This is a genomic window from Variovorax paradoxus B4, assembly GCF_000463015.1.
GTDB lineage: Bacteria > Pseudomonadota > Gammaproteobacteria > Burkholderiales > Burkholderiaceae_C > Variovorax > Variovorax paradoxus_E.
In genome coordinates this window covers 2,288,725-2,309,389 of record NC_022247.1, presented here as the reverse complement: position 1 = coordinate 2,309,389, position 20,665 = coordinate 2,288,725, and the positions used below count along the sequence as shown (strand labels likewise).

12 protein-coding genes are annotated in these 20,665 nt (G+C 66.1%); 3 read left to right on the top strand and 9 right to left on the bottom strand.

The genetic code is table 11. The features are described from left to right. Positions 1-1,791, bottom strand: a complete 1,791-nt coding sequence (ilvB, locus tag VAPA_RS10715) for a biosynthetic-type acetolactate synthase large subunit (RefSeq protein WP_021006791.1) — start codon at positions 1,789-1,791, stop codon at positions 1-3. A gap of 122 nt (positions 1,792-1,913) precedes the next feature. On the opposite strand from ilvB, the gene VAPA_RS10710 reads away from it, so the two are divergent. Further along, on the top strand, positions 1,914-2,351 hold the full coding sequence (locus VAPA_RS10710) for an Lrp/AsnC family transcriptional regulator (RefSeq protein WP_021006790.1): 438 nt from the start codon (positions 1,914-1,916) through the stop codon (positions 2,349-2,351). A gap of 48 nt (positions 2,352-2,399) precedes the next feature. Here the strand turns inward: VAPA_RS10710 and VAPA_RS10705 are convergent, their stop codons facing one another. The 5 genes from VAPA_RS10705 to VAPA_RS35410 all read right to left on the bottom strand — a co-directional run bounded on the left by VAPA_RS10705 (position 2,400) and on the right by VAPA_RS35410 (position 14,370). Next, positions 2,400-3,734: a TolC family outer membrane protein gene (locus tag VAPA_RS10705; protein WP_021006789.1), complete on the bottom strand. Its 1,335-nt coding sequence runs from the start codon at positions 3,732-3,734 to the stop codon at positions 2,400-2,402. A 3-nt stretch (positions 3,735-3,737) separates the two neighbouring features. Beyond that, positions 3,738-5,111, bottom strand: coding sequence for an HlyD family type I secretion periplasmic adaptor subunit (locus VAPA_RS10700; protein WP_021006788.1), 1,374 nt, complete (start codon positions 5,109-5,111; stop codon positions 3,738-3,740). Between the two features lie 45 nt (positions 5,112-5,156). Beyond that, positions 5,157-6,884: a type I secretion system permease/ATPase gene (locus VAPA_RS10695; protein ID WP_021006787.1), complete on the bottom strand. Its 1,728-nt coding sequence runs from the start codon at positions 6,882-6,884 to the stop codon at positions 5,157-5,159. Then, positions 6,881-8,674 carry a type I secretion system permease/ATPase gene (locus VAPA_RS10690; protein ID WP_021006786.1) on the bottom strand — a complete coding sequence of 598 codons (1,794 nt, stop codon included), beginning with the start codon at positions 8,672-8,674 and terminating at the stop codon, positions 6,881-6,883. The genes VAPA_RS10695 and VAPA_RS10690 overlap by 4 nt, the downstream gene beginning before the upstream one ends. Positions 8,675-8,754: 80 nt before the next feature. Then, positions 8,755-14,370: a DUF5801 repeats-in-toxin domain-containing protein gene (locus tag VAPA_RS35410; protein ID WP_021006785.1), complete on the bottom strand. Its 5,616-nt coding sequence runs from the start codon at positions 14,368-14,370 to the stop codon at positions 8,755-8,757. Between the two features lie 596 nt (positions 14,371-14,966). On the opposite strand from VAPA_RS35410, the gene VAPA_RS10680 reads away from it, so the two are divergent. Continuing rightward, complete coding sequence (locus tag VAPA_RS10680) at positions 14,967-15,746, top strand: response regulator transcription factor (protein WP_196232555.1); 780 nt, start codon at positions 14,967-14,969, stop codon at positions 15,744-15,746. A gap of 8 nt (positions 15,747-15,754) precedes the next feature. On the opposite strand, the gene VAPA_RS10675 is transcribed toward VAPA_RS10680, so the two are convergent. Beyond that, positions 15,755-16,648 carry a LysR family transcriptional regulator gene (locus VAPA_RS10675; protein ID WP_021006783.1) on the bottom strand — a complete coding sequence of 298 codons (894 nt, stop codon included), beginning with the start codon at positions 16,646-16,648 and terminating at the stop codon, positions 15,755-15,757. 89 nt (positions 16,649-16,737) lie between these two features. On the opposite strand from VAPA_RS10675, the gene VAPA_RS10670 reads away from it, so the two are divergent. Beyond that, positions 16,738-17,517 carry an NAD(P)H-dependent oxidoreductase gene (locus tag VAPA_RS10670; protein WP_021006782.1) on the top strand — a complete coding sequence of 260 codons (780 nt, stop codon included), beginning with the start codon at positions 16,738-16,740 and terminating at the stop codon, positions 17,515-17,517. On the opposite strand, the gene VAPA_RS10665 is transcribed toward VAPA_RS10670, so the two are convergent. Beyond that, a complete protein-coding gene (locus tag VAPA_RS10665; protein WP_021006781.1) occupies positions 17,514-19,604 on the bottom strand; it encodes an alpha/beta hydrolase domain-containing protein in 2,091 nt (696 codons plus the stop codon). The genes VAPA_RS10670 and VAPA_RS10665 overlap by 4 nt on opposite strands. A gap of 62 nt (positions 19,605-19,666) precedes the next feature. Further along, positions 19,667-20,638 carry a Bug family tripartite tricarboxylate transporter substrate binding protein gene (locus VAPA_RS10660; protein WP_021006780.1) on the bottom strand — a complete coding sequence of 324 codons (972 nt, stop codon included), beginning with the start codon at positions 20,636-20,638 and terminating at the stop codon, positions 19,667-19,669. Positions 20,639-20,665: the final 27 nt, after the last annotated feature.

The window sequence follows — 20,665 nt, the reverse complement described above, 5'->3', positions numbered from 1 at the left end:
CTACGCTTCCTCGTACCAGCGGTCCTTCGCCAGCATCACCCGGTGGTGCCCGTGCCCGGCCGGCATCATCGGGAAGCAGTTCTCCTGCGCCGCGACCTGCACGTCGAGGAAGAACGGTCCTTCGCTGGCCAGGCATTCGGCCAGCGCCGCCTCGAGCTCGGCCGGCTCCGACACGCGGCGCGCGCCCCAGCCGAAGGCCTTGGCCAGCGCCACGAAATCGGGCAGCGCCTCGTTCCAGCTGTGGCTCAGCCGGTTGCCGTGGTTGAGCTCCTGCCACTGCCGCACCATGCCCATGTAGCCGTTGTTGCACAGCACCAGCTTCACCGGCGCACGGTGCTGCACGGCGGTCGACAGCTCCTGGATGTTCATGAGCACCGAGGCGTCGCCGCTCACGCACACGGTAAGCGCTCCGGGGTGCGCAACCTGCGCGCCAATGGCGGCCGGCAATCCGTAGCCCATGGTGCCGGCGCCGCCGGAGGTGAGCCAGCGCCGCGGCCGCTCGAAGCGCAGGTATTGCGCGGCCCACATCTGGTGCTGGCCCACGTCGGTCGAGACGATGGCATCGCGCCCGGCAATGGCCTGTTGCAGCGAGGACATCAGCTGCTGCGGCAGGATGGCATCGCCGCGCGGTGTGAAGCCGAGGCAATCTTCCGCGCGCCAGCGCTCGATGCGCCGCCACCAGGGCGCAAGCCGCTCGGGCGCGAAGTCGCCCGCGGGCAGCAGCGCGAGCAGGGCGTCGACGATGGCGCCGCAGTCGCCGACCATCGGCACGTCGACCTTCACGACCTTGTTGATGCTGCCCGGATCGATGTCGATGTGGATCTTGCGTGCATGCGGACAGAACTCGTCGAGCTTGCCGGTCACGCGGTCGTCGAAGCGCGCGCCCACGCACACCACCAGGTCGGCCTCGTGCATCGCCAGGTTGGCTTCGAGCATGCCGTGCATGCCCAGCATGCCGATGAACTTCGGATCCGACGCGGGGAAGGCGCCCAGCCCCATCAGCGTGAGCGTGCACGGCGCATGCAGGCGATGCACCAGCTGCGCGAAGGCGTCGCACGCGGCCGGCCCGGAATTGATCAGCCCGCCGCCGCCGTAGAGCACCGGCCGGCGCGCCGTCGCGATCAGATCGGCCGCGCGCTGCAGCATGGCCCTCGGCGGCAGCGCGGCCCTGCCCGTGCGCAGCGCGCGCAGCGGCTTGGGCGCGGCGCCATGGCCCAGGCGCATGAGCTGAATGTCCTTCGGCACGTCGAGCAGCACCGGGCCCGGCCGCCCGGAGGCGGCGATCTCGAGCGCGCGGCGTACCAGCGACGGCAGGTCGTCGGCCGCGCGCACCTGCTGGTTCCACTTGGTCACCGATCGAGACATGCCGAGCGCATCGCTCTCCTGGAACGCTTGCGTGCCGATCACCCCGGTCGCCACCTGCCCGCTGATGCACAAGAGCGGCACCGAATCGCTGATGGCATCGAGCAAGCCGCTGATGGTGTTGCCCACGCCCGGCCCCGAAGTGACGAGCACCACGCCCACGCGCCCCGTGGTGCGCGCATAGCCCTCGGCCGCATGCACCGCCGCCTGCTCGTGCCGCACCAGCACGTGGCGCAGCCGCGGCTCGCCATGCAGCGCGTCGTAAAGCGGCAGCGCGGCGCCGCCCGGATAGCCGAAAAGAGTGTCGACGCCGCATTCGACCAGCGTGTCGAGCAGGGCCTCGGCTCCGTTGCGCACGCGGGCCGCATCCGCGGGGGCCACGGGCTGCAGGGAGGGAGAAGAAGTCGGAGGAAGGTCGAGCAATCGCATGCCGTCGATTCTTCCGTTTCTGATGCAGAATTTGCTTCCTTCTTTTGGCTATTTTGGTCCATTTAATGAAAACCCTTCGGAAAACAGCCGTCAACGAAGAAGGATCTTTCGACAAGATCGATATGGCGATTCTCCGGGTGCTGCTGCTCGACTCGCGCAAGACCCTGCAGGAGATCGGCAAGGAGGTCGGCCTGTCGCCCACCAGCTGCTGGACGCGCATCAAGAAGCTCGAAGCCCAGGGCGTGATCAAGCGCTACACCATCGACGTGGATCCGGCCAAGCTTGGCTACCACGATTCGGTCATCGTGCAGGTCACGCTCGAAAGCCACACCGACGAAACGCTCTACGACTTCGGCCGCGTGCTCGCAACCATTCCGGAGATCCAGGAGGCCTACCTCGTATCGGGCGACTACGACTACTACATCCGCATCGCGGTGCGCGACACGCGCGACTACGAGCGGCTGCTGCGCGAAAAGCTCTACAAGATTCCCGGCATCCGCCACAGCAAGTCGCACTTCGTGCTGCGCGTGCTGAAGGAGACCAGCGTGCCCGTCATTTGACGGGGGCATGGCCGCGCAGGCGAGCCCATGCCCATGTCGATGCGCTCATCAACGCACGAGCCACCCGTTGATCTCGTCGATGACCTCCGCCTTGGGACCGCCCGCCAGCGCCTGCAGCCGTATCCGCGACATCAGGTAAACGAAGCGGGCCTGCGCCAGGTCACGCTGGGCGGAGACCTTCTGCTGCTCTGCGTTCAGCACATCGGGCAAGGTGCGGCTGCCAGCCTCGAACGAGCGGCGATTCGAGATGACGACCTGCTCTGAGGAACGCACTGCCTGTTCGAGGGCCCTGACCCGGAGGACGCCTTCCGTCACGCCGCGGAATTCCCGATGCAGCCTGACCCCCAGGTCGCGGCGCAAGGCCTCGAGGGCCTCTTCAGCACGCAGCTGCCCTGCGATGGCCTGCCTCACGGTCGAACTCACATGGCCGCCCGAGTAAAGAGGAATGTTGAGCTGCAAGCCGATGGACTTGTTGCTGTAGCGGGTCTTGATGTTGTTGATCGTGTCGCTGTCGTTGCGGGACCACTGGGCAATGGCGTCCAAGGTCGGGTAGTGGCCGGCTTGTGCCTTCTCCAATTCGTATTTGGCCGCTTCCACCTGCGCGACGAGCGACTGGAGTTCCGGGCTGTTGATTTCGGCCTGCTCGACCCAGTCTTCCAGCCGGTCGGGCGACGGCCGGACGAGCCGCATCCTGGACGAGTCCAGCGGCGCCAGCCTGTCGATCGGGCGATTGACCAGGCTCTGGATCTGCCTGCGCGTGAAGTCCAGGTTCTGGCGCGCCTCGAGTTCCTGCGCCAGGTTGAGGTCCAGCGCCGCACGTGCTTCGTCGATGTCGGTGCGCGTGCCGAACCCTGCGCCAAGCCGCTTCTGCGCGGCATCGAACTGGGTCGTGTAGGCGGTCTTTTGCGCCAGCACCAGCGCAAGATGTTCCTCGGCCAGGAGCGCCTCGAAATAGGCGCCGCTCACCCGAACGCCGACGTTCTGCGTTTCGCGTTCAAGCGTGGCCTCGGCATCGTCGACCTGCGCCTGCGCCTGGCGGTAGTCGGCCATCTGGTACATGCGGAAGATGGGTTGCCTCAAGGTCAGCGCCTCGCTGCTGCTGGTGTAGCGCAGGTTGGCCGTGACGAGTTGCCCGGAGGCATCCGGCGACGTTCTTTCCAGCCAGTTTCGATAGCGCGAGACGCTCGCCGAAACGCTGGGAAGCAGCTGCGCACGGGCCTGCGGCAGGCGTTCGCGCCGGGCGTCCGTGGCAGCCCGCACCGCCCGGATCGTCGAGTCTTGTTCCAGTGCTTCCCCATAGGCCTGCGACAAGTCGAGCGACCAGGCCGGCCCGCAGAGAAGGCCGGCGGCAGCAGCGAATGCCAGCAGGTTTTTCTTCTTCACTTGTTATTCTTCCGTCATGGAGGCGGCGATACGCTTGGTGAGCGGATGCAAGAGGTAAACAAGCAGCGAGCGTTCCCCCGTCTTGAAGACCACCTCGACCGGCATACCCGGCTGCAGCGAACGTTTGCCGAGCATCTTCAGCCCCTCCTGCGTCACGGCCACCCGCGCAAGGAAATAGCTCGCGTTGGTCTGCGGGTCGACCAGCAAGTCGCCGGAGACCGAAACCAGCTTGCCCTGCACCACGAGCTGCGGAGAATGGGCAAAGCTCGAGAAGCGCACATCCACCGGTATGCCGGCGCGGACGCGGTCGATCAAGTGAGGCGGCACCCGGGTCTCGAGCAGCAAGGGCTCGTTGGCAGGAACCACGTCCATCAGTTTTTGCCCCGGCGCGACCACGCCGCCGACGGTCTGCGCCACCAGCGCCACCACCTGGCCCGAAGCGGGCGAGCGGATCTCGGTCCGACCCAGCTCATCGCGCAAGGCGACGAACTTCTCGAAATCTCCAAGCACTTCGCGGCTGACTTCGGCCTGCTGGGTTTCCACCTCCTTGTGGTACTCCTGCTGCCTCGCAATGGCACGCTGGCGAAGCTCCGCGATCGACCGCCGGGCCCGGCCCATGTTGCCGATGAGTTCGGCAATGGAGGTGTTCGATTCCGCAACCTGGCGTTCCATCTCCAGTTGGCGATTGCGCGGGGCAAACCCTTCGCCGACCATCTTGCGCGTCTGGCCCAGTTCTTCGTTCAGAAGCGACAGCTGGGTTCGGCGGCTGCCCAACATGCTTGAATAAGCTTGAGACAACTCTTGCTGGCCCTGGATGTTCTCTTCAATCGATTGCAGGTCGGCGCGCAAGGCGGCGCGGCGTGACCTGAGCAGTTGCTCCTGGTTGAACATCTGCTGCCGGATCAGCGGGTCCGAAGCCGCCGCCTGCAAGTCCGGATGAAAGTCGATGGTGTTCTGGCCCGCCTGTTCCGCCAGCAGCCGGCTCTGTATGGCGCGAAAACCCAGATACCGCTGCCGCACGGTCTCGAAGCTCGCCCTGGCCGCGGCGTCGTCGAGCTTGAACAGCAACTGGCCCTCCTGGACCTGGTCGCCCTCGCCCACCCGCACCTCCTTGAGGATGCCGCCGATCTGGTGCTGCACCGCCTTGCGCTTGGTGTCGATGGCCACCTGCCCCTGGCTCGGCACGCCCTCGTCCAGCGGCGCAAATGCAGCCCAGAGCACAAAGCCGCCGAATCCGGCAGCCAGTGCCCACGCGCCGATGCGCCCTGCACGGCCGAACTCGTTCCTGAGGCCATTTGCATCGTCCTGCGACGGGTCGCTGTCCTCGACCGGCACGGGGTTGGAAGTGACGTCCCTGAGAAGATTCGGTTTGGCCATTTGAAGCTCCCGGAGATGAATCGATGACTGGAGGAAGGCGCCGGCTCAGGCCGACTGCACCACCAGGGCCGCCGTTCGCACCGCAGGCTGCGGGCGACGAAAAGACGCGAGCACGGCATCGCGCGGCCCGTCCGCGGCCAGTACGCCATCGCTCAGGACCATGAGGCGGTCGGCCACGGAAACCGCGCCTTGGCGGTGCGTCACCAGGAACACCGTTTTTCCCTTGGCCTTCAACTGCCGTATGGCGCACACCAGTGCGGCCTCCCCGGCGTCGTCGAGGTTGGCATTCGGCTCATCCAGGACAATGAGCGAAGGGTCGCCATAGATCGCACGCGCCAGTCCGATGCGCTGCCTCTGCCCGCCGGAAAGCAGGCTGCCTGCGTCGCCGATGGGGGTGTCGTAGCCTTTGGGGAAACGCAGGATCGTCTCGTGCATGCCGGCGCTGCTTGCGGCCTCGATCACCTTGCGCGAGTCGGTCTCGCCGAGCCGCGCGATGTTTTCGGCAATGGTGCCGCCGAACAACTCCACGTCCTGCGGCAGATAGCCGATATGCGGCCCCAGCTCCTGACGATTCCAGCCACCGATCGGCACCCCGTCGAGCAGCACCGAGCCGGAAGATGCGCTCCAGATGCCCACCATCACCTTTGCCAGCGTCGACTTGCCCGAGCCCGACGGGCCCAGCACCGCCACCACGGTTCCTGCGGGCACCGCAAACGAAATATTCTTGAGGATCGGTGTCGCTCGCCCCGCCGCCCCTGCAGAGACAGCTTGCAAGCCGATGGTGCCGGTCGGTCCGGCCCGGGAAGGGACACGGTCCTGCTCGGGGAATTCGTCCAGCAGTCTTTCGAGGCGCTGGAATGCGCTGCGGCAAGAGACAAAGCCACGCCACGTGCCGACCAGCTGGTCGATCGGCGCCAGCGCGCGGCTCATCAGCACGTTCGCCGCAATCATGGCGCCGGGCGACAACTGGCCATTGATCACCAGCAACGCACCCGCCCCCAAGGTGAGCGACTGTTGGCTGTAGCGTATGAATTTGCTCCAGCCGGCAATGCGGTTGATGAAGCCCTGCGCCAAGGCGCCCTCGTCCATGGAGGCCGCATGCTGGCGATTCCAGCGCTTTTGCAGATTGGCGACCATGCCCATCGATTCGAGCACCTCGACGTTTCGAAGTTTGCCCTGCAGGTCGCCCATCGTCTCGCCCGTGGCCTTCAGGACCGCTTCCGATGGCGCGACGGTCTTCTTCTGTCCGAACCAGGCCAGTGCGGCCTGGACCAGGGCGAACCCCAGCGCCAGGACGCCGAGCCAGGGATGAAGAAAGAAGATCACCGCGATGTAGATCGGCGTCCAGGGCGCATCGAAGAGCGCGAAGACGCCCGGACCGGTGAGAAACTGGCGGATCTGGTTGAGGTCTGCGAAGGGCCTGGACTTGTTGGACGCCGACTGGCCGAGATAGGCCTGGAAGCTTCCGTTGAACACCCGGGTGCTCAGCTGCCGGTCGAAACGCAGGCTGGCCCGCACCAGCAGGCGCGAGCGCAGCCATTCCGACAAGGCCAGCGCCGCGAAGAGGAGCAGCGTGATCAAGGACAGCGCGAGCAAGGTCAGTTCGCTTTGGCTGGACAGCACGCGGTCGAATATCTGCAGCATGTAGAGCGTCGGCGCGAGCATGAGCAGGTTGGCCAGGAAGCTCAGCGAGCCGACCAGCAGGAACTCCCTTCGGAACCCCCAAAGAGCGCGCGCCAATTCGCTGCGGTTGAAGAACGAGGCTTTGTTCATGGCTGTGGGCTCGCCTCTGGCGCGGCACTCGCGGCGTTTTCGGCATCGCGCCGTCTCGACACCGGCTGGTTTGCCGCCTTGCGCACGCGGTCCATCGCCTGCTCACCGGCTTGCCGCAGCGCGGCCAATACTTCGTCGCGTGCGCCGAACCCCTGCATCGCGCCATCGCACAGCACCAGCATCTTGTCGGCCACGGCCAGCACGCTGGTGCGGTGCGTCATGACGACGAACGTGGTGCCGCGCGCCTTGAGTTTCAGAATGGCGGCCGTCAACGCGGCGTCACCGGCATCGTCGAGGCTCGAATTCGGTTCGTCGAGCACCACCAGCGCGGGCTCGCCGTAAAGAGCGCGCGCCAATGCAACCCGCTGTCGCTGCCCGCCCGACAGCACCATGCCTTCGGGCCCGACGGGGCTGTCGTAGCCCAGCGGAAGGCTCGTGATGCAGGCATGCAGGTCGACGGCCAGCGCGGCCTCCTTGACCTTCGAAGGCCGCACCTCTCCAAAGCGCGCAATGTTTTCGGCCAGGGTGCCTTCGAGCAACTCCACGTCCTGGGGCAGATAGCCGATGTGCGGGCCGAGCTCGGCCTTGTCCCACGCGAACACATCCGCGCCGTCCAGCCGCACCTTGCCGCTCGCCGCCGGCCAAAGTCCGACGATGAGGCGTGCCAGGGTCGTCTTTCCCGCGGCAGAGGGCCCCACGACGGCAAGCACCTCTCCGGGCAACAGGCTGAAGGCCACGTTCTTCAGGATGGCCGAGCCTGCGCCTGGAGCGCCTGCAACAAGGCTTTCGACTTGCAGCGCGCCTTTGGGCGGCGGCAAGGGCATCGTCTGCGGCCGCGGCGCGATGGCGCTCAACAGGCTGCCCAGCCGCTGCCATGCATCGCCCGCGTGGACCACCATGCGCCATTGCGCCACCAGCAGCACCAGCGGCGCCAAGGCCCGGCCGCCCAGGATCGAGCCGACCACCATCATTCCGGCGTTGCCGTTGAGCTGGTTCTTCAGCAGCAGCCAGGCACCCAGGCCGAGCAACAGGGAACCCATGGCGACCTGCATGAACTTGCTGACGGCCTGGTAGGCCCCGGCGTTGTCCGAGGCCAAGGCCTCGCGCTGCAGGAAATCGCGCCGCTTGCCCATCCAGCGGCGATGGACGTCCCGCAGCATGCCCATCGACTCGATCACCTGAGAATTTCGCAGCGCCGCATCCGCATACTGCTGCGCTTCGATCGCGCATCGATTGGCCGACACCAGCGGCGGCCGCGTGTTCCGGTCGTTGAGCCAGCCCACGAACACCTGCAGCAGCGAGCCCACCACGGCCGACCAGCCCAGCACGGGGCTGATGGCGAACATGAGCCCCATGAAGACCAGCGCAACCGGCGCTTCCATCAGCGCCAGCAGCGGCGGTGAGTACAGGAATTCCCGCAAGGTGCGAAGGTCGTTGAGCGGCTGCACGGTCCCGCCCGGCAAGCGCTTGAGACCGGCTTCGAAGATGGCGGCGAACACGCGGTCTCGCAGCTTCTGATCGAGCTTCTGCCCGGCCCGGTACATCACTTCGGCACGCGCCCAGTCGAGCACTTCCATCAGGCAGTAGGCGGCCAGGACCAGCAACGTCAGCATGGCCAGCGTGAGCGTACTGCGGCTGCTCAAGACCCGCCCATACACCTCGAGCATGTACGCGCTCGGAGCCAGCAAGAGAAGGCCGGAGCACACACTGAACCAGGCCGCCCGCACGAAGTAGGCGTTGAGCGCTGTCACCGCGTGCCGCAGTCCGTCGGACTTTTCCTGAGCTTTCATGCCGCCTCGCTCGTTCGACATCGATGAGCCTGGACGAGGCCGGCCAGCATGGCCGCCTCGTCCCAACCCGATGCCCTGGCCTACACGATGATGTCGCCGAGCGGCGGCGGCACCACGACACCCACCAACTGCACTTCAAAGTCGGCGACGCCGTTGCCGTCGACGTCTGCCTGAAGCGTGTTGGTTGCGACGTCGAACCTCAGCTGTCCGGCCACGCCGGTGAACGCGCCATCGCCGAGGTAGCTGAACGCATCGTCCCCGTTGCCCGGAATGGCATCGACGCCCGACAGGTCGATCTTGTCCGCACCGCTCGTGAATCCGGAGATCACGTCCTTGTTCGCACCTGCCGGGCTCTCGGCAACGGCATTGAAGTCATACACATCGTTGCCATCGCCCCCCGTGAGCGTGTCCTTGCCCAGCCCGCCGGTCAGCGTGTCGTTGCCGGCGCCACCGTTGAGCGTGTCGTTGCCGGCGCTGCCCTGGATCGCTTCGTCATCCGCACCGCCGGTGAAGGTGGTGCCACCGACGATGCTGACATCCAGCACCTGCGTCGCGGTTGCGTCGCCATCGGCATCCTTGACCGCCAACGAGAATTGCAGGCTGGCGTCGAGTTGGCCGCTGTTGAGAGTGACGAACCCGATGTCCGAGATCTTGATGACATCGTTGTCGGTCGTGGCCGCTTCGGGGTTGGCGGTACCAGGTGTTCCGGAAAATTCCTGGAACGTGGTGCTGCCGCCACCGGCTCCAGTCACCGGATTGAGGTTGATGGCCGTGCCCGTCACGCCTTCTGTCGACACCAGCAGTTGCGCACCTTCGATGACGTAGTTTTCAGAGCCGGTGTTGAAGTCGTTCGACTCGATGATGACCGCGCCATCGTTGTTGTCGAGCGTGATGCTGTACGGGGCCGGGATGGTGCCGCCGAACTTGATGATGTCGGCGTTGTCGATGATGATGGCCTTCGTGATGCGAGAGTTGTCGTCCGGATCAACCAGTTTGAGCACGACAACCAAATCCTCGCTGCCGATGCCGTCGAACTTGAGGAACATGCCGGCGGCCTGCGTTGTCGGCGTCGTGGTCGTGATGCCGAACGGGTTCGCGGCGAAGAAATCGAGGTCCAGAACCTCTCCCTTCTGGATCGTGTCGCCCGCAACGCCGTTGGCCAGATTGGACACGCTCACCCACGTCCCTGCCTGCTTGAACAACTCGCCGTTCACATAGGCGGTTCCGTCGGCCGTGCCCAACGGGTCCACCGGACCGATCGCCTGAATGTTGTTGGCACCGGTGCCGCCACCCGGCTCGCTGTATCCGGTGAACTGCACGAAGAAGTTGCTGCTCAGCTGAGCCACCGACACGTCGGGCTGCGTCTGATCGACCGTCTGTGTGCCCTGCGTGTAGCCGGTAAAACCCAGGGCCTGACCGGTCGAGACGGTGCTGAAGCCCGCGATGGGCGCAGTCAACGCGAGTGAATAGGTGCCGTTCACCTTGTCGAAGCTCAGCGTTCCGGTTGCGCTGGTGGTGTTCGCTGAACTCGGATCCGGCTTGTAGCTGAAGCTGACAGCGAACGAGGCGCCAGTCGAAGTCTCGGAGGACCAGGTCACCGTCGGGCTGGTGATCGCCGCACTGCCCACCGTGCCGGTCAACGTGATCGCTGAAAAGTCGGAGCTGGAGGAGCTGTAGCTCAACCGCGCGTCGGCGCCGATCTCGTAGTCGAAGGCGCCAGTGCCGCCGGGCGATGGGTTGCTGGTGTTCGAGTAAATGAGATCGGAGCGGGCAACGATGCTCGGACCGTCGTCCTCGAAGTTCAAGGCCTGGCCGATGTTGATGAAGTCGGAACCCGTGCTCTGGTCGCCGTCCTGGTCGGTGATGGTGTCGGTGCGCGTCAGCACGATCAGGTCGGCCGCGGCGAGTGTCTTCGAATCGTCCGGATTGGTGGTGTCCGGGTGCACGATCGCACGCTGCTGGTCGAGCGTGACGAGGCCCGCAGCATCCACGCTGACGGTGAAGACCAGCGCGCCACTGATGGAGGTGCGCCCTTCCACAACGCCTGCGTTGACGGTCAGCACCACGCTTTGATTGGTCAGGGTGTCGACCAGGCCCGAGGCGACGCCCGCACTCTTGACGCTCAGCGCGTAGGCACTGGTGACCGTGCCCGCGCCATCCGCGCCGTAGTTCGGCGTGCTGGAGAAGTTGTCGGCGAAGCTGGCCGAAGCGTTGGTGGCCAGAAGGGTCTCGTCCACCGTCAACGCGTCGGGGGGCGCCGTGTCGGCCACCACGATGCTCGGACCGTCGTCCTCGAAGTTCAAGGCCTGGCCGATGTTGATGAAGTCGAAACCCGTGCTCTGGTCGCCGTCCTGGTCGGTGATGGTGTCGGTGCGCGTCAGCACGATCAGGTCGGCCGCGGCAAGTGTCTTCGAATCGTCCGGATTGGTGGTGTCCGGGTGCACGATCGCACGCAACTGGTCGAGCGTGACCGTGCCCGCAGCATCCACGCTGACGGTGAAGACCAGCGCGCCACTGATGGAGGTGCGCCCTTCCACAACGCCTGCGTTGACGGTCAGCACCACGCTTTGATTGGTCAGGGTGTCGACCAGGCCCGAGGCGACGCCCGCACTCTTGACGCTCAGCGCGTAGGCACTGGTGACCGTGCCCGCGCCATCCGCGCCGTAGTTCGGCGTGCTGGAGAAGTTGTCGGCGAAGCTGGCCGAAGCGTTGGTGGCCAGAAGGGTCTCGTCCACCGTCAACGCGTCGGGGGGCGCCGTGTCGGCCACCACGATGCTCGGACCGTCATCCTCGAAGTTCAAGGCCTGGCCGATGTTGATGAAGTCGGAACCCGTGCTCTGGTCGCCGTCCTGGTCGGTGATGGTGTCGGTGCGCGTCAGCACGATCAGGTCGGCCGCGGCGAGCGTCTTCGAATCGTCCGGATTGGTGGTGTCCGGGTGCACGATCGCACGCTGCTGGTCGAGCGTGACGAGGCCCGCAGCACTGACGCTCACCGTGAAGACGACATCGCCCGTGGCGGCAGCCGTGGCGTCCGTGCCCTGGCGCCCCTCGACGACGCCCGAGGCGTTGAGGAACAGGAACACGCTGTTGCCCGTGGCCACGTCAACCAGCCCGGAGTCCGCGCCGCTGGTCTTCAAGCTCAGCGCGTAGGCGCTGGTGACCGTGCCTGCGCCGTCCGCGCCATAGCTCGGTGTGCTGGAGAAGTTGTCGGCGAAGCTGGCCGAAGCGTTGGTGGCCAGGAGGGTCTCGTCCACCGTCAACGCGTCGGGGGGTGCCGTGTCGGCCACCACGATGCTCGGCCCGTCATCCTCGAAGTTCAAGGCCTGGCCGATGTTGATGAAGTCGGAACCCGTGCTCTGGTCTCCGTCCTGGTCGGTGATGGTGTCGGTGCGCGTCAGCACGATCAGGTCGGCCGCGGCAAGTGTCTTCGAATCGTCCGGATTGGTGGTGTCCGGGTGCACGATCGCACGCAACTGGTCGAGCGTGACCGTGCCCGCAGCATCCACGCTGACGGTGAAGACCAGCGCGCCACTGATGGAGGTGCGCCCTTCCACAACGCCTGCGTTGACGGTCAGCACCACGCTTTGATTGGTCAGGGTGTCGACCAGGCCCGAGGCGACGCCCGCACTCTTGACGCTCAGCGCGTAGGCACTGGTGACCGTGCCCGCGCCATCCGCGCCGTAGTTCGGCGTGCTGGAGAAGTTGTCGGCGAAGCTGGCCGAAGCGTTGGTGGCCAGAAGGGTCTCGTCCACCGTCAACGCGTCGGGGGGCGCCGTGTCGGCCACCACGATGCTCGGACCGTCGTCCTCGAAGTTCAAGGCCTGGCCGATGTTGATGAAGTCGGAACCCGTGCTCTGGTCGCCGTCCTGGTCGGTGATGGTGTCGGTGCGCGTCAGCACGATCAGGTCGGCCGCGGCGAGTGTCTTCGAATCGTCCGGATTGGTGGTGTCCGGGTGCACGATCGCACGCTGCTGGTCGAGCGTGGCGAGGCCCGCAGCACTGACGCTCACCGTGAAGACGACATCGCCCGTGGCGGCAGCCGTGGCGTCCGTGCCCTGGCGCCCCTCGACGACGCCCGAGGCGTTGAGGAACAGGAACACGCTGTTGCCCGTGGCCACGTCAACCAGCCCGGAGTCCGCGCCGCTGGTCTTCAAGCTCAGCGCGTAGGCGCTGGTGACCGTGCCTGCGCCGTCCGCGCCATAGCTCGGTGTGCTGGAGAAGTTGTCGGCGAAGCTGGCCGAAGCGTTGGTGGCCAGGAGGGTCTCGTCCACCGTCAACGCGTCGGGGGGTGCCGTGTCGGCCACCACGATGCTCGGCCCGTCGTCCTCGAAAAACATCATCGAGCCGACCTCTGCCGTTGCGGCGGAAACCTGCAGCAGCCTGAACCCCCCGATGTCGAAGTCCGCGTGGGTGTTGCCCGTGGCATCGAGGGTCGCCCCGTTTTCGACGAGTACGCGGTTGTGGTCCGCCGACGTCGTGTATTCGATCGAGTAGCCGGCCTTGACGCCGGTGATCATCGCGACGCCGCCAGTGATGGATATGGCGATAGTCGAACTCGCGCCGCCCTCGGCGCCGCCCGAAAAGCTTTCAAGAACCGCTCCGGTCACGGAGTCGAGCACGCGCACGCTCGTGATCGAAACCACCGTGTCGCCCGCATAGCCATCGATGAAGCTGTTGCCGGACTCGACCGCCGTGCTGTATGCGGTGACCTTGACCTGGGCAGTCTTTCCGCTTTGCAACTGCACAACGTCAAAATCGGCAGTCCTCGCTCCGAACATGCCGGTGAAGTCGATGTTCGACTCCAGATCGGCCTCGTTCTGGTCCAGGTTCGGAATGGTGACGTCCGCCCTGGCGCCGGTCACGAACGTAAAGCGGATGCCCTCCTGCTCGGTGATCATCTGGCTGTTGGTGCCGAACGTGGTCGGCCCGCCGGCCTGGCTGGTGTTGATCGTGTCACCGGTGTTGATGTTGATGTCGTCGCTGGTGATGTTGGGATTGGGCCCGGACTGATTTGCCGGGTCCTTTCCCGTCGCGATGATCGTCACCTCGGAAATCCGGCCGTCCACGATCGTCGGGTTGTCCTTCGTGAACATCAGGAACAGGTTCTGGCCAGACGGCGCGCCTTCGAGATTGAACTCCGTGTCCTGGCTGACGCTGACGAAGACCTTGTTCAACAGGTTGACTGCATCGTCGGGATTGGTCGGATCGGGGTTCGATATCGCTTCATACTGGACCATCCAGATCTTGGCGCCCGACACCGGGGTTCCCGTTTCCTCCAGGTAGGCGGCGAACACGATGACACCGGCGCTGGTCTTCCCCAAGACGATGTTGTTGTTGGTCGTGTCGGTGAACAGGAAGATGTCTTCACCATCGGCGGTATTGAGACCGCTGTCCAGGCCATTGAGCGGAGCGCCGGTCGCGCCCGTGAATGAGACATCGGTGACTGTGCCGGATGCGGTGAACGTGAATGCGTTGGCGCCGGTGTTGCTCCCGGTATAGCCACTCAAGGCAGCTTTGGTCGGGGCCCCCGCACCCAGGGTGGTCAGGCGGCTGCTGAAAACGGTCGGCAGCGAACTTGCGAGAATGTCATTGTCGTTAGCATCTTCCGCAGGTGCGGGGGTAGCGACAGGGTTCTGCAAACCGGCGGATTCGTCCAGGGTGACGGTCGAAATGGCCGTCGTGATCAGCACAGACATAAACGCTCCTCGGGTTAGGAAATTCGGCCGACGGAGAACCGCGCAACTCGAAATGGGCTGCGTTCGCTGGCAATGGACCAGGCTCACGTATCAGCAAAGGAGAGACGATGCTGAACCGCGGGCCCGCGCACTGTCCATAGTTCGAAAGTTGTCACCCATAGGATGACGCGCCGCGCCGGCCGTCGCGCCTTGACCCGGCATACATCTCGATACCTTGCGACGGCCAGGAATCATTCCGGACAACCATGTAAACCTTTATCATTAATTCAAGGGTGCACTCAACAGGCACCGCGGGGGAAAACATGGAACAGGTCCCACGCTCGTCTGCGGGGCTGGGCTCTGCGTGGAACGCAGAGCCGCGGCCGTCAACGCAAGACTCTCGCCCGCCGTCGCCATTCGCGCCGACCGCGCTGCGCACATCGAAATGTCTTCATCCCGCTCGCGTGGAGAGCCCATCTGTTTCGCCGCGTGCGCTCGAAACTCGCGTTTCAGTTCTGATTGCACGCTGCCCGAGCCGCGCATCGACGCTGTTCGGACCGGGCCTGTTGGCGTCGAGGCACCGGCCCGAGCGGACGTACCGGGTCGAGCAGGCGGAGATGAACAGCATCTGCGACCTGGAAGCCTGCTGTCGCCAGCAGGCGCCTCGTCTGCTGCTGGTGGACATCGGGCTTCTTTCCCCGGAAGGAGTCGGCAAACTGGACGATCTGCGCCGCCACTTTCCAGCCACCGACTGGCTTCTTGGCTGGGAGCAGCCCTCGACGAAGGGGCTGGATGCGGCGATCCGAATCCAGGCGCGCGGCTGCGTCGAATGGGGAGCAAACGCTGAGCAGTTCGCGCAATCGCTCGATGCCGTGCTGGCAGGCACCCTGGGCTTTCCGGGGCCGGTATTGCAGGCACTCTATCTTTCCGTGCTGCGATTGGCGGTCGTCGGCGGGCGTCCGGCGACGGGTTCGACACCGCCTGCAGTCCGGCTGACAGCGCGAGAGGACGAGGTGCTGTCGCTGATGCACCGGGACTTGTCCAACAAGCAGATCGCCGAGCAACTCGGCATCAGCGTCAACACGGTCAAGAAGCACCTCGCCCATGTGTTCGCGAAGCAGGGGCAGCACAGCCGCCGCTGGCATCTCGCCCGGCCCGGGCTCGCCGGACCGATTCTGGAGAGGTTCATCCCGCATCTCGAGCCGGCACCTTCGCCCTACCCGGTCGACACATTCGGCCAGTTGCCTCGGATCTCCTATCACCTCGGCGGGGCGGTGGACGACAACGGCTCGCCGCAAACGAAGACCGTCCCGCAGCTTGCCTGCTCCGCCGAGCGGCCCGATGTCTTCTCGACGGTGCAGGAGATGAAGAGCGCCTTCAGGGCTCGGGAGAAGTAGCAAGGCGCCTACAGGCTTGCGGCAATCCGTTCCCGCAGCCACCGGTGCGCCGGGTCCCGGTGCCGCCGCTCGTGCCACAGCATCGCCATCTCATAGCCCGGCACCTCCAGCGGCGCCTCCACCACGCGCAACCCCGGCGCGCCGCGCGTCAGCCGCTCGGGCAGCATCGCGACCATGTCGGTGCCGGCCAGCACCGACATCATGAAAAGGAAGTGCGGCACCGACAGCGCCACGCGCCGCGCCAGGCCTTTTTCCGCCAGCGCCTCGTCCGTGGGCCCGACGAAGCCGCCGCCGCCAGGCGACACCACCACATGCTCCAGTGCGCAGAACTGCGCGAGTGTGGGCCGGCGCTTCAGCCGCGGATGCCCCGTCCGCCCGGCCAGCACGTAGCGCTCGTTGAACAGCACCCGCCGGTGCAGCCCGGGCGGTGCGCCCACGCTGGTGTGGAAGAACAGGTCGATTTCCCCCTGCTCCAGTTGCCGCGCCATGCGCGATGGCACCGCCTCCACCACGGCCAGCCGGGTGCTCGGCGCGGCCGCGCGCAGTCCGGCGAGCGCCGGCAGCAGGATCGCCGACTCGGCGTAGTCGGCCGCGGCCACGCGCCAGGTGGTGGTCGCCTCGGCGGGGTCGAAAGGTTTCGTAGGCGCCACTGCGCGGCCCAATGACTCCAGCGCTTCGCGCAGCGGCTCGCGCAGTTCGTCGGCGCGCGCGGTGGGCCGCATGCCGCGCTGCGCGGGCACCAGCAGCGGATCGTCGAACACCTCGCGCAGCTTGGCGAGCTGCACGCTCACCGAAGGCTGCGACAGATTCAGGCGCTCGGCCGCGCGCGTCACGTTGCGCTCGGCCAGCAGCACGTCGAGCGTGAGGAGGAGGTTGAGGTCGAGCCTCTTGAAATTGTCCACCGCTATTCCTGGAATCTTGAATATTCATTTCCAATATAGCTTGGCAACTCCTAACCTGCATGCATCTTCATCCGACGAACCATGCAGCCGTGAAAATTCTTCTTGTCCATGCCCACCCCGAAGTCCGCTCCCTCAACGGATCGCTGAAGCAATTCATGGTGGAGCGCCTCGTGCAGTCCGGGCACGAGGTGCAGGTGTCCGACCTGTACGCCATGCAGTGGAAGGCGACGCTGGCCGCCGACGACTTCGCGCACCTCGAGCCCGGCGCGCCCTTCGATCCCATCGCCGATTCGCTGCGCGCCTTCGAGACCGGCACCCAGCGCGAGGAAGTCGCCGCCGAGCAGGCCAAGCTGCTGTGGGCCGACGCCGTGATCTTCCAGTTTCCGCTGTGGTGGTACACGATGCCGGCCATCCTCAAGGGCTGGGTCGACCGCGTCTACGCCTATGGCTTTGCCTACGGCGTAGGCGAGCATTCCGACACCCACTGGGGCGACCGCTTCGGCCAGGGGGTGATGGCCGGCAAGCGCGCGATGCTGGTGGTAACCACCGGCGGCTGGGCGCCGCACTACAGCCCGCGCGGCATCAACGGGCCGATGGACGACCTGCTCTTTCCCATCCACCACGGCATCCTCTACTACCCGGGCTTCGAGGTGCTGCCGCCCTTCGTGATCCACCGCACCGGCAAGGTCGACGACGCGGCCTATGCGCGGATCACCGAAGACCTCGGCCACCGGCTCGACGCACTGTGGACGACGGCCCCGATTCCGTTCCGCGCGCAGAACGCAGGCGACTACGAGATTCCCGCGCTCACCCTGCGGCCCGACGTCGCGCCGGACCGCTCGGGGTTTGCGGCGCACGTCGCCGACTAGGGCAGCACGGGGTTTGCAGCTGCGTTCGAAATCGCCGCGTCGGCATCGACGCGCAGCATGAAGCGCCTCGCCACCAGGTCGTTGGCCGCGGCCGTCACGGCCGCCACATAGCCGGCCTGGTCGGTGTAGCGCTCTTGCAGCGAGAGCCGCGGATCGGTCGTTCCCGTGCGCTGCGCGGCCGTCTTCACGAACGGGAAGTACGCGCCGAAGAGCCCCGCCAGGTCGATGGTGCCCGGCTTGCCGGTGTAGTTCCAGCCGGTGTTGGTGCCCACGGGCACCGCCACGTCCAGGCTGCGGATGCCTGCGATGTCATTGCCGTCCGCATCCACCTGCGGCACCAGGATGGCGTAGTCGCGGCCGAGGTACGCGGGCGGCACCTGCGTGGCAATGCCGCTCTCGTCCTGCGGTCGGTAGTTCGGCCCCCAGTCGAGCAGCGAATAGGTGTTGACCAGGCCCGTGTAGTTCGCACCCGGAATGGCCGGAAACTTCAGCTGCTGCGGCCGCACCAGCGTGGCGTCGGCCAGCTTCGGCACCTGGCTGTCGGGCGGCGTGGTGCCCTTAACGACCCAGTCCTCCAGGTTCTGGTAGAGCGCGCGCACCACCGGCACCACGCCGGCGTTGGCATTGGTGGCGTAGAGCGCCCCTGCGCTCGCGGCCGGCAGCGAGGGCAGGCCCAGCAGGTGGTGCGTGCTCGCGTAGTAGTAGATGCGCGCGTTGTCCGGCTGCACGAGGTCGGCCGTGCCCCAGGCATCGGTCAGCAGCGGCGAGCCCTGCAGCACATAGAACTCCGTGCCGCTGAAGCCGATGAAGAGCTTGGGACAGGTGCCGCTCGCCTCGCAGCGCGACAGGATGCCGCCGCGGCGCTGCGCCACGTCGTCCACGTAGTCCTTCGAGAGGCCGCGCGTGCCGGCCTGGCCGAAGGCCGTGTGGTCGGTGCGCACGCCCCCGCCGCCGCCCGGAATCGCGAAGCGCATGTTGATGTTGGTCTGCCGCGCCGCAATCTGCGCGAACACGCCGTCGAACACCTTGCGTCCCGCGAGGTCCTGGTTGAAGCCGAGGTGCACGAAGGTCTTCATGAAATTGCCGCACTGCGAAACGCCCGAGGCAATGGTGTTCCTGATGGCGGCAGCCACCGGGTTGGCGGTGCCCGCGGCATCGCTCGCCTCACGGTGGAAGAAGGCGATCATGTCGCGCACCGCCGCGAGGCCCAGGCCCATGACTTTCGGGTCCTTTGCGACATAGACCAGCTCGTACATGTAGGCCGGGTCCCATTTGTCCCTGAGGCACACGTTCGTCTCGTCGGGCGTGCCGGGAAACGGCGCGGCGGCGCTGCACTTGGCGAATTTCCAGTCGCTTGCGGGAATGAGCTGGCGCGCATCGGCTTCGTTGATGCGCCGCGTGAGCACGTAGCCGGGCCGGGTGTTGTCCAGGCTCGCGGTCGCATAGGCCTGCATGGCGGCGTTGAACGGGCCGCCGGGCAGCGGCAGCGAATCGTTGGTGGCCGCGGTGGGCAGCAGCTCGGCGCGGTAGGTGCCGGTGATGCTGCTGCCGTCCGCATTGCGGGCCACGGGCACCTGGAGCGTGAGCTTGCCCACCGCGGCCGGCACGTCGCCCTGCCACGCGGCCGTGAGGAACACGTAGCCGCGCGAGGCGAAGTACGGATCGAGGTTGACGATGTTGCCGCGGTTCGGCGCGTCGTAGCGCAGCACGCCGTTGGCCTTGCCCATGTCCTTGGGCTTGAAGAGCACGAAGTCGGAGCTGTACTCGACCTTGCCGTTGGCATTGCGCGGCGCGAGCGACAGGTCCTGGATGATGGCGTTGCGCGGGTCCTTCGGATCGACCTCGCCGGTGAAGGTGCCGGTGATCTTCTCGTAGGCACCGGCGCTGCCGAAGGTGCCGGCCACGTCCTCGGTCTTCGAGATCGCGAGCTTGAACTTCGGTGCTTCGGCGGTCGCCGGCGGGGGCGTGGTTGCGACCGGCGGCGGCAGCACGAAGCCACCGCCTCCTCCGCCACCACTCCCGCCGCATGCGCTCAGAAAAAAGGCGGCCGAAGCCACCGTGGCAGCCAACAGGCTCCAGCGTTTCATGGTTTGTCTCCTTCGTTGTGGTGTCTGCGCGGTGCCGATCCCCGCTACGGCCGGCGCGCGCCCTACTCGGCTTCGATGCCGGCGGCCTTCACGATGCGGCCCCACTTCTGCGACTCGGCCGTCTGGAACTTCGCGAGCTCTTCGGGCGAGGTGGTGAACACCTCGGTGCCGGTGGGTTCGTAGAAAGCCGTCTTCGCGGACTCGCTCTTCGCGGCCTTCACCAGCAACTCGTTGAGCCGCTTGACCACGGCCGGCGGCGTCTTCGCTGGCGCATAGGCCGCGAACCAGTAGCCCATCTCGTAGCCCTTCACGCCGGCCTCCGAAATGGTCGGCACGTCAGGTGCGAGCGGCGAACGCGCCGCGCTCGAAACGCCCAGCGCGCGCAGCTTGCCGCCCTTGACCTGCGGCAGGCCGGTGGCCGCGTCGGTGATCATCATGTGGATCTGACCGCCCAGCAGGTCGGTGACGGCCAGCGTGTTGCTCTTGTAGGGCACGTGCAGCAGCTTGATGTCGGCCATCTGCTGCAGCAGCTCGCCCGCCATGCGGCTGGACGAACTTCCGCTGCCGAAGCTGTACTTGCCCGGCTCCTTCTTCGCGAGCGCCACGAACTCGGCCACGCTCCTGGCGGGGAACGACGGATTCACCACCATGATCTGCCCGCCCTTGCCCAGCGCGGTGATGGGCGCATAGTCTTTCACCGGGTCGTAGGGCAGCTTCTTGAACAGGTGCTCGTTGGCGGCATGCGTGGTGTTGGTGGTGATCAGCACGGTGTAGCCATCGGCCGCGGCCTTGGCCGCCTGCTGCGAGGCAATGAAGCCGCTCGCGCCGGCCTTGTTGTCGATCACCACCGGCTGCTTCGTTTCGGCCGTGATGCTGTTGCCCAGCGCACGCGCGATCTGGTCGGTGGCGGTGCCGGCCGCAAAGGGCACGACGAAGGTGATGGGCTTTTCCGGAAAGGCCTGTTGCTGCGCATGGCCCAGCAGCGGCACCAGGGCCAGCGCGGCGGCCGAGAGGGTCAGGGAACGTCGTTTCATTGTTTTGTCTCCGGATGGATGGATGGG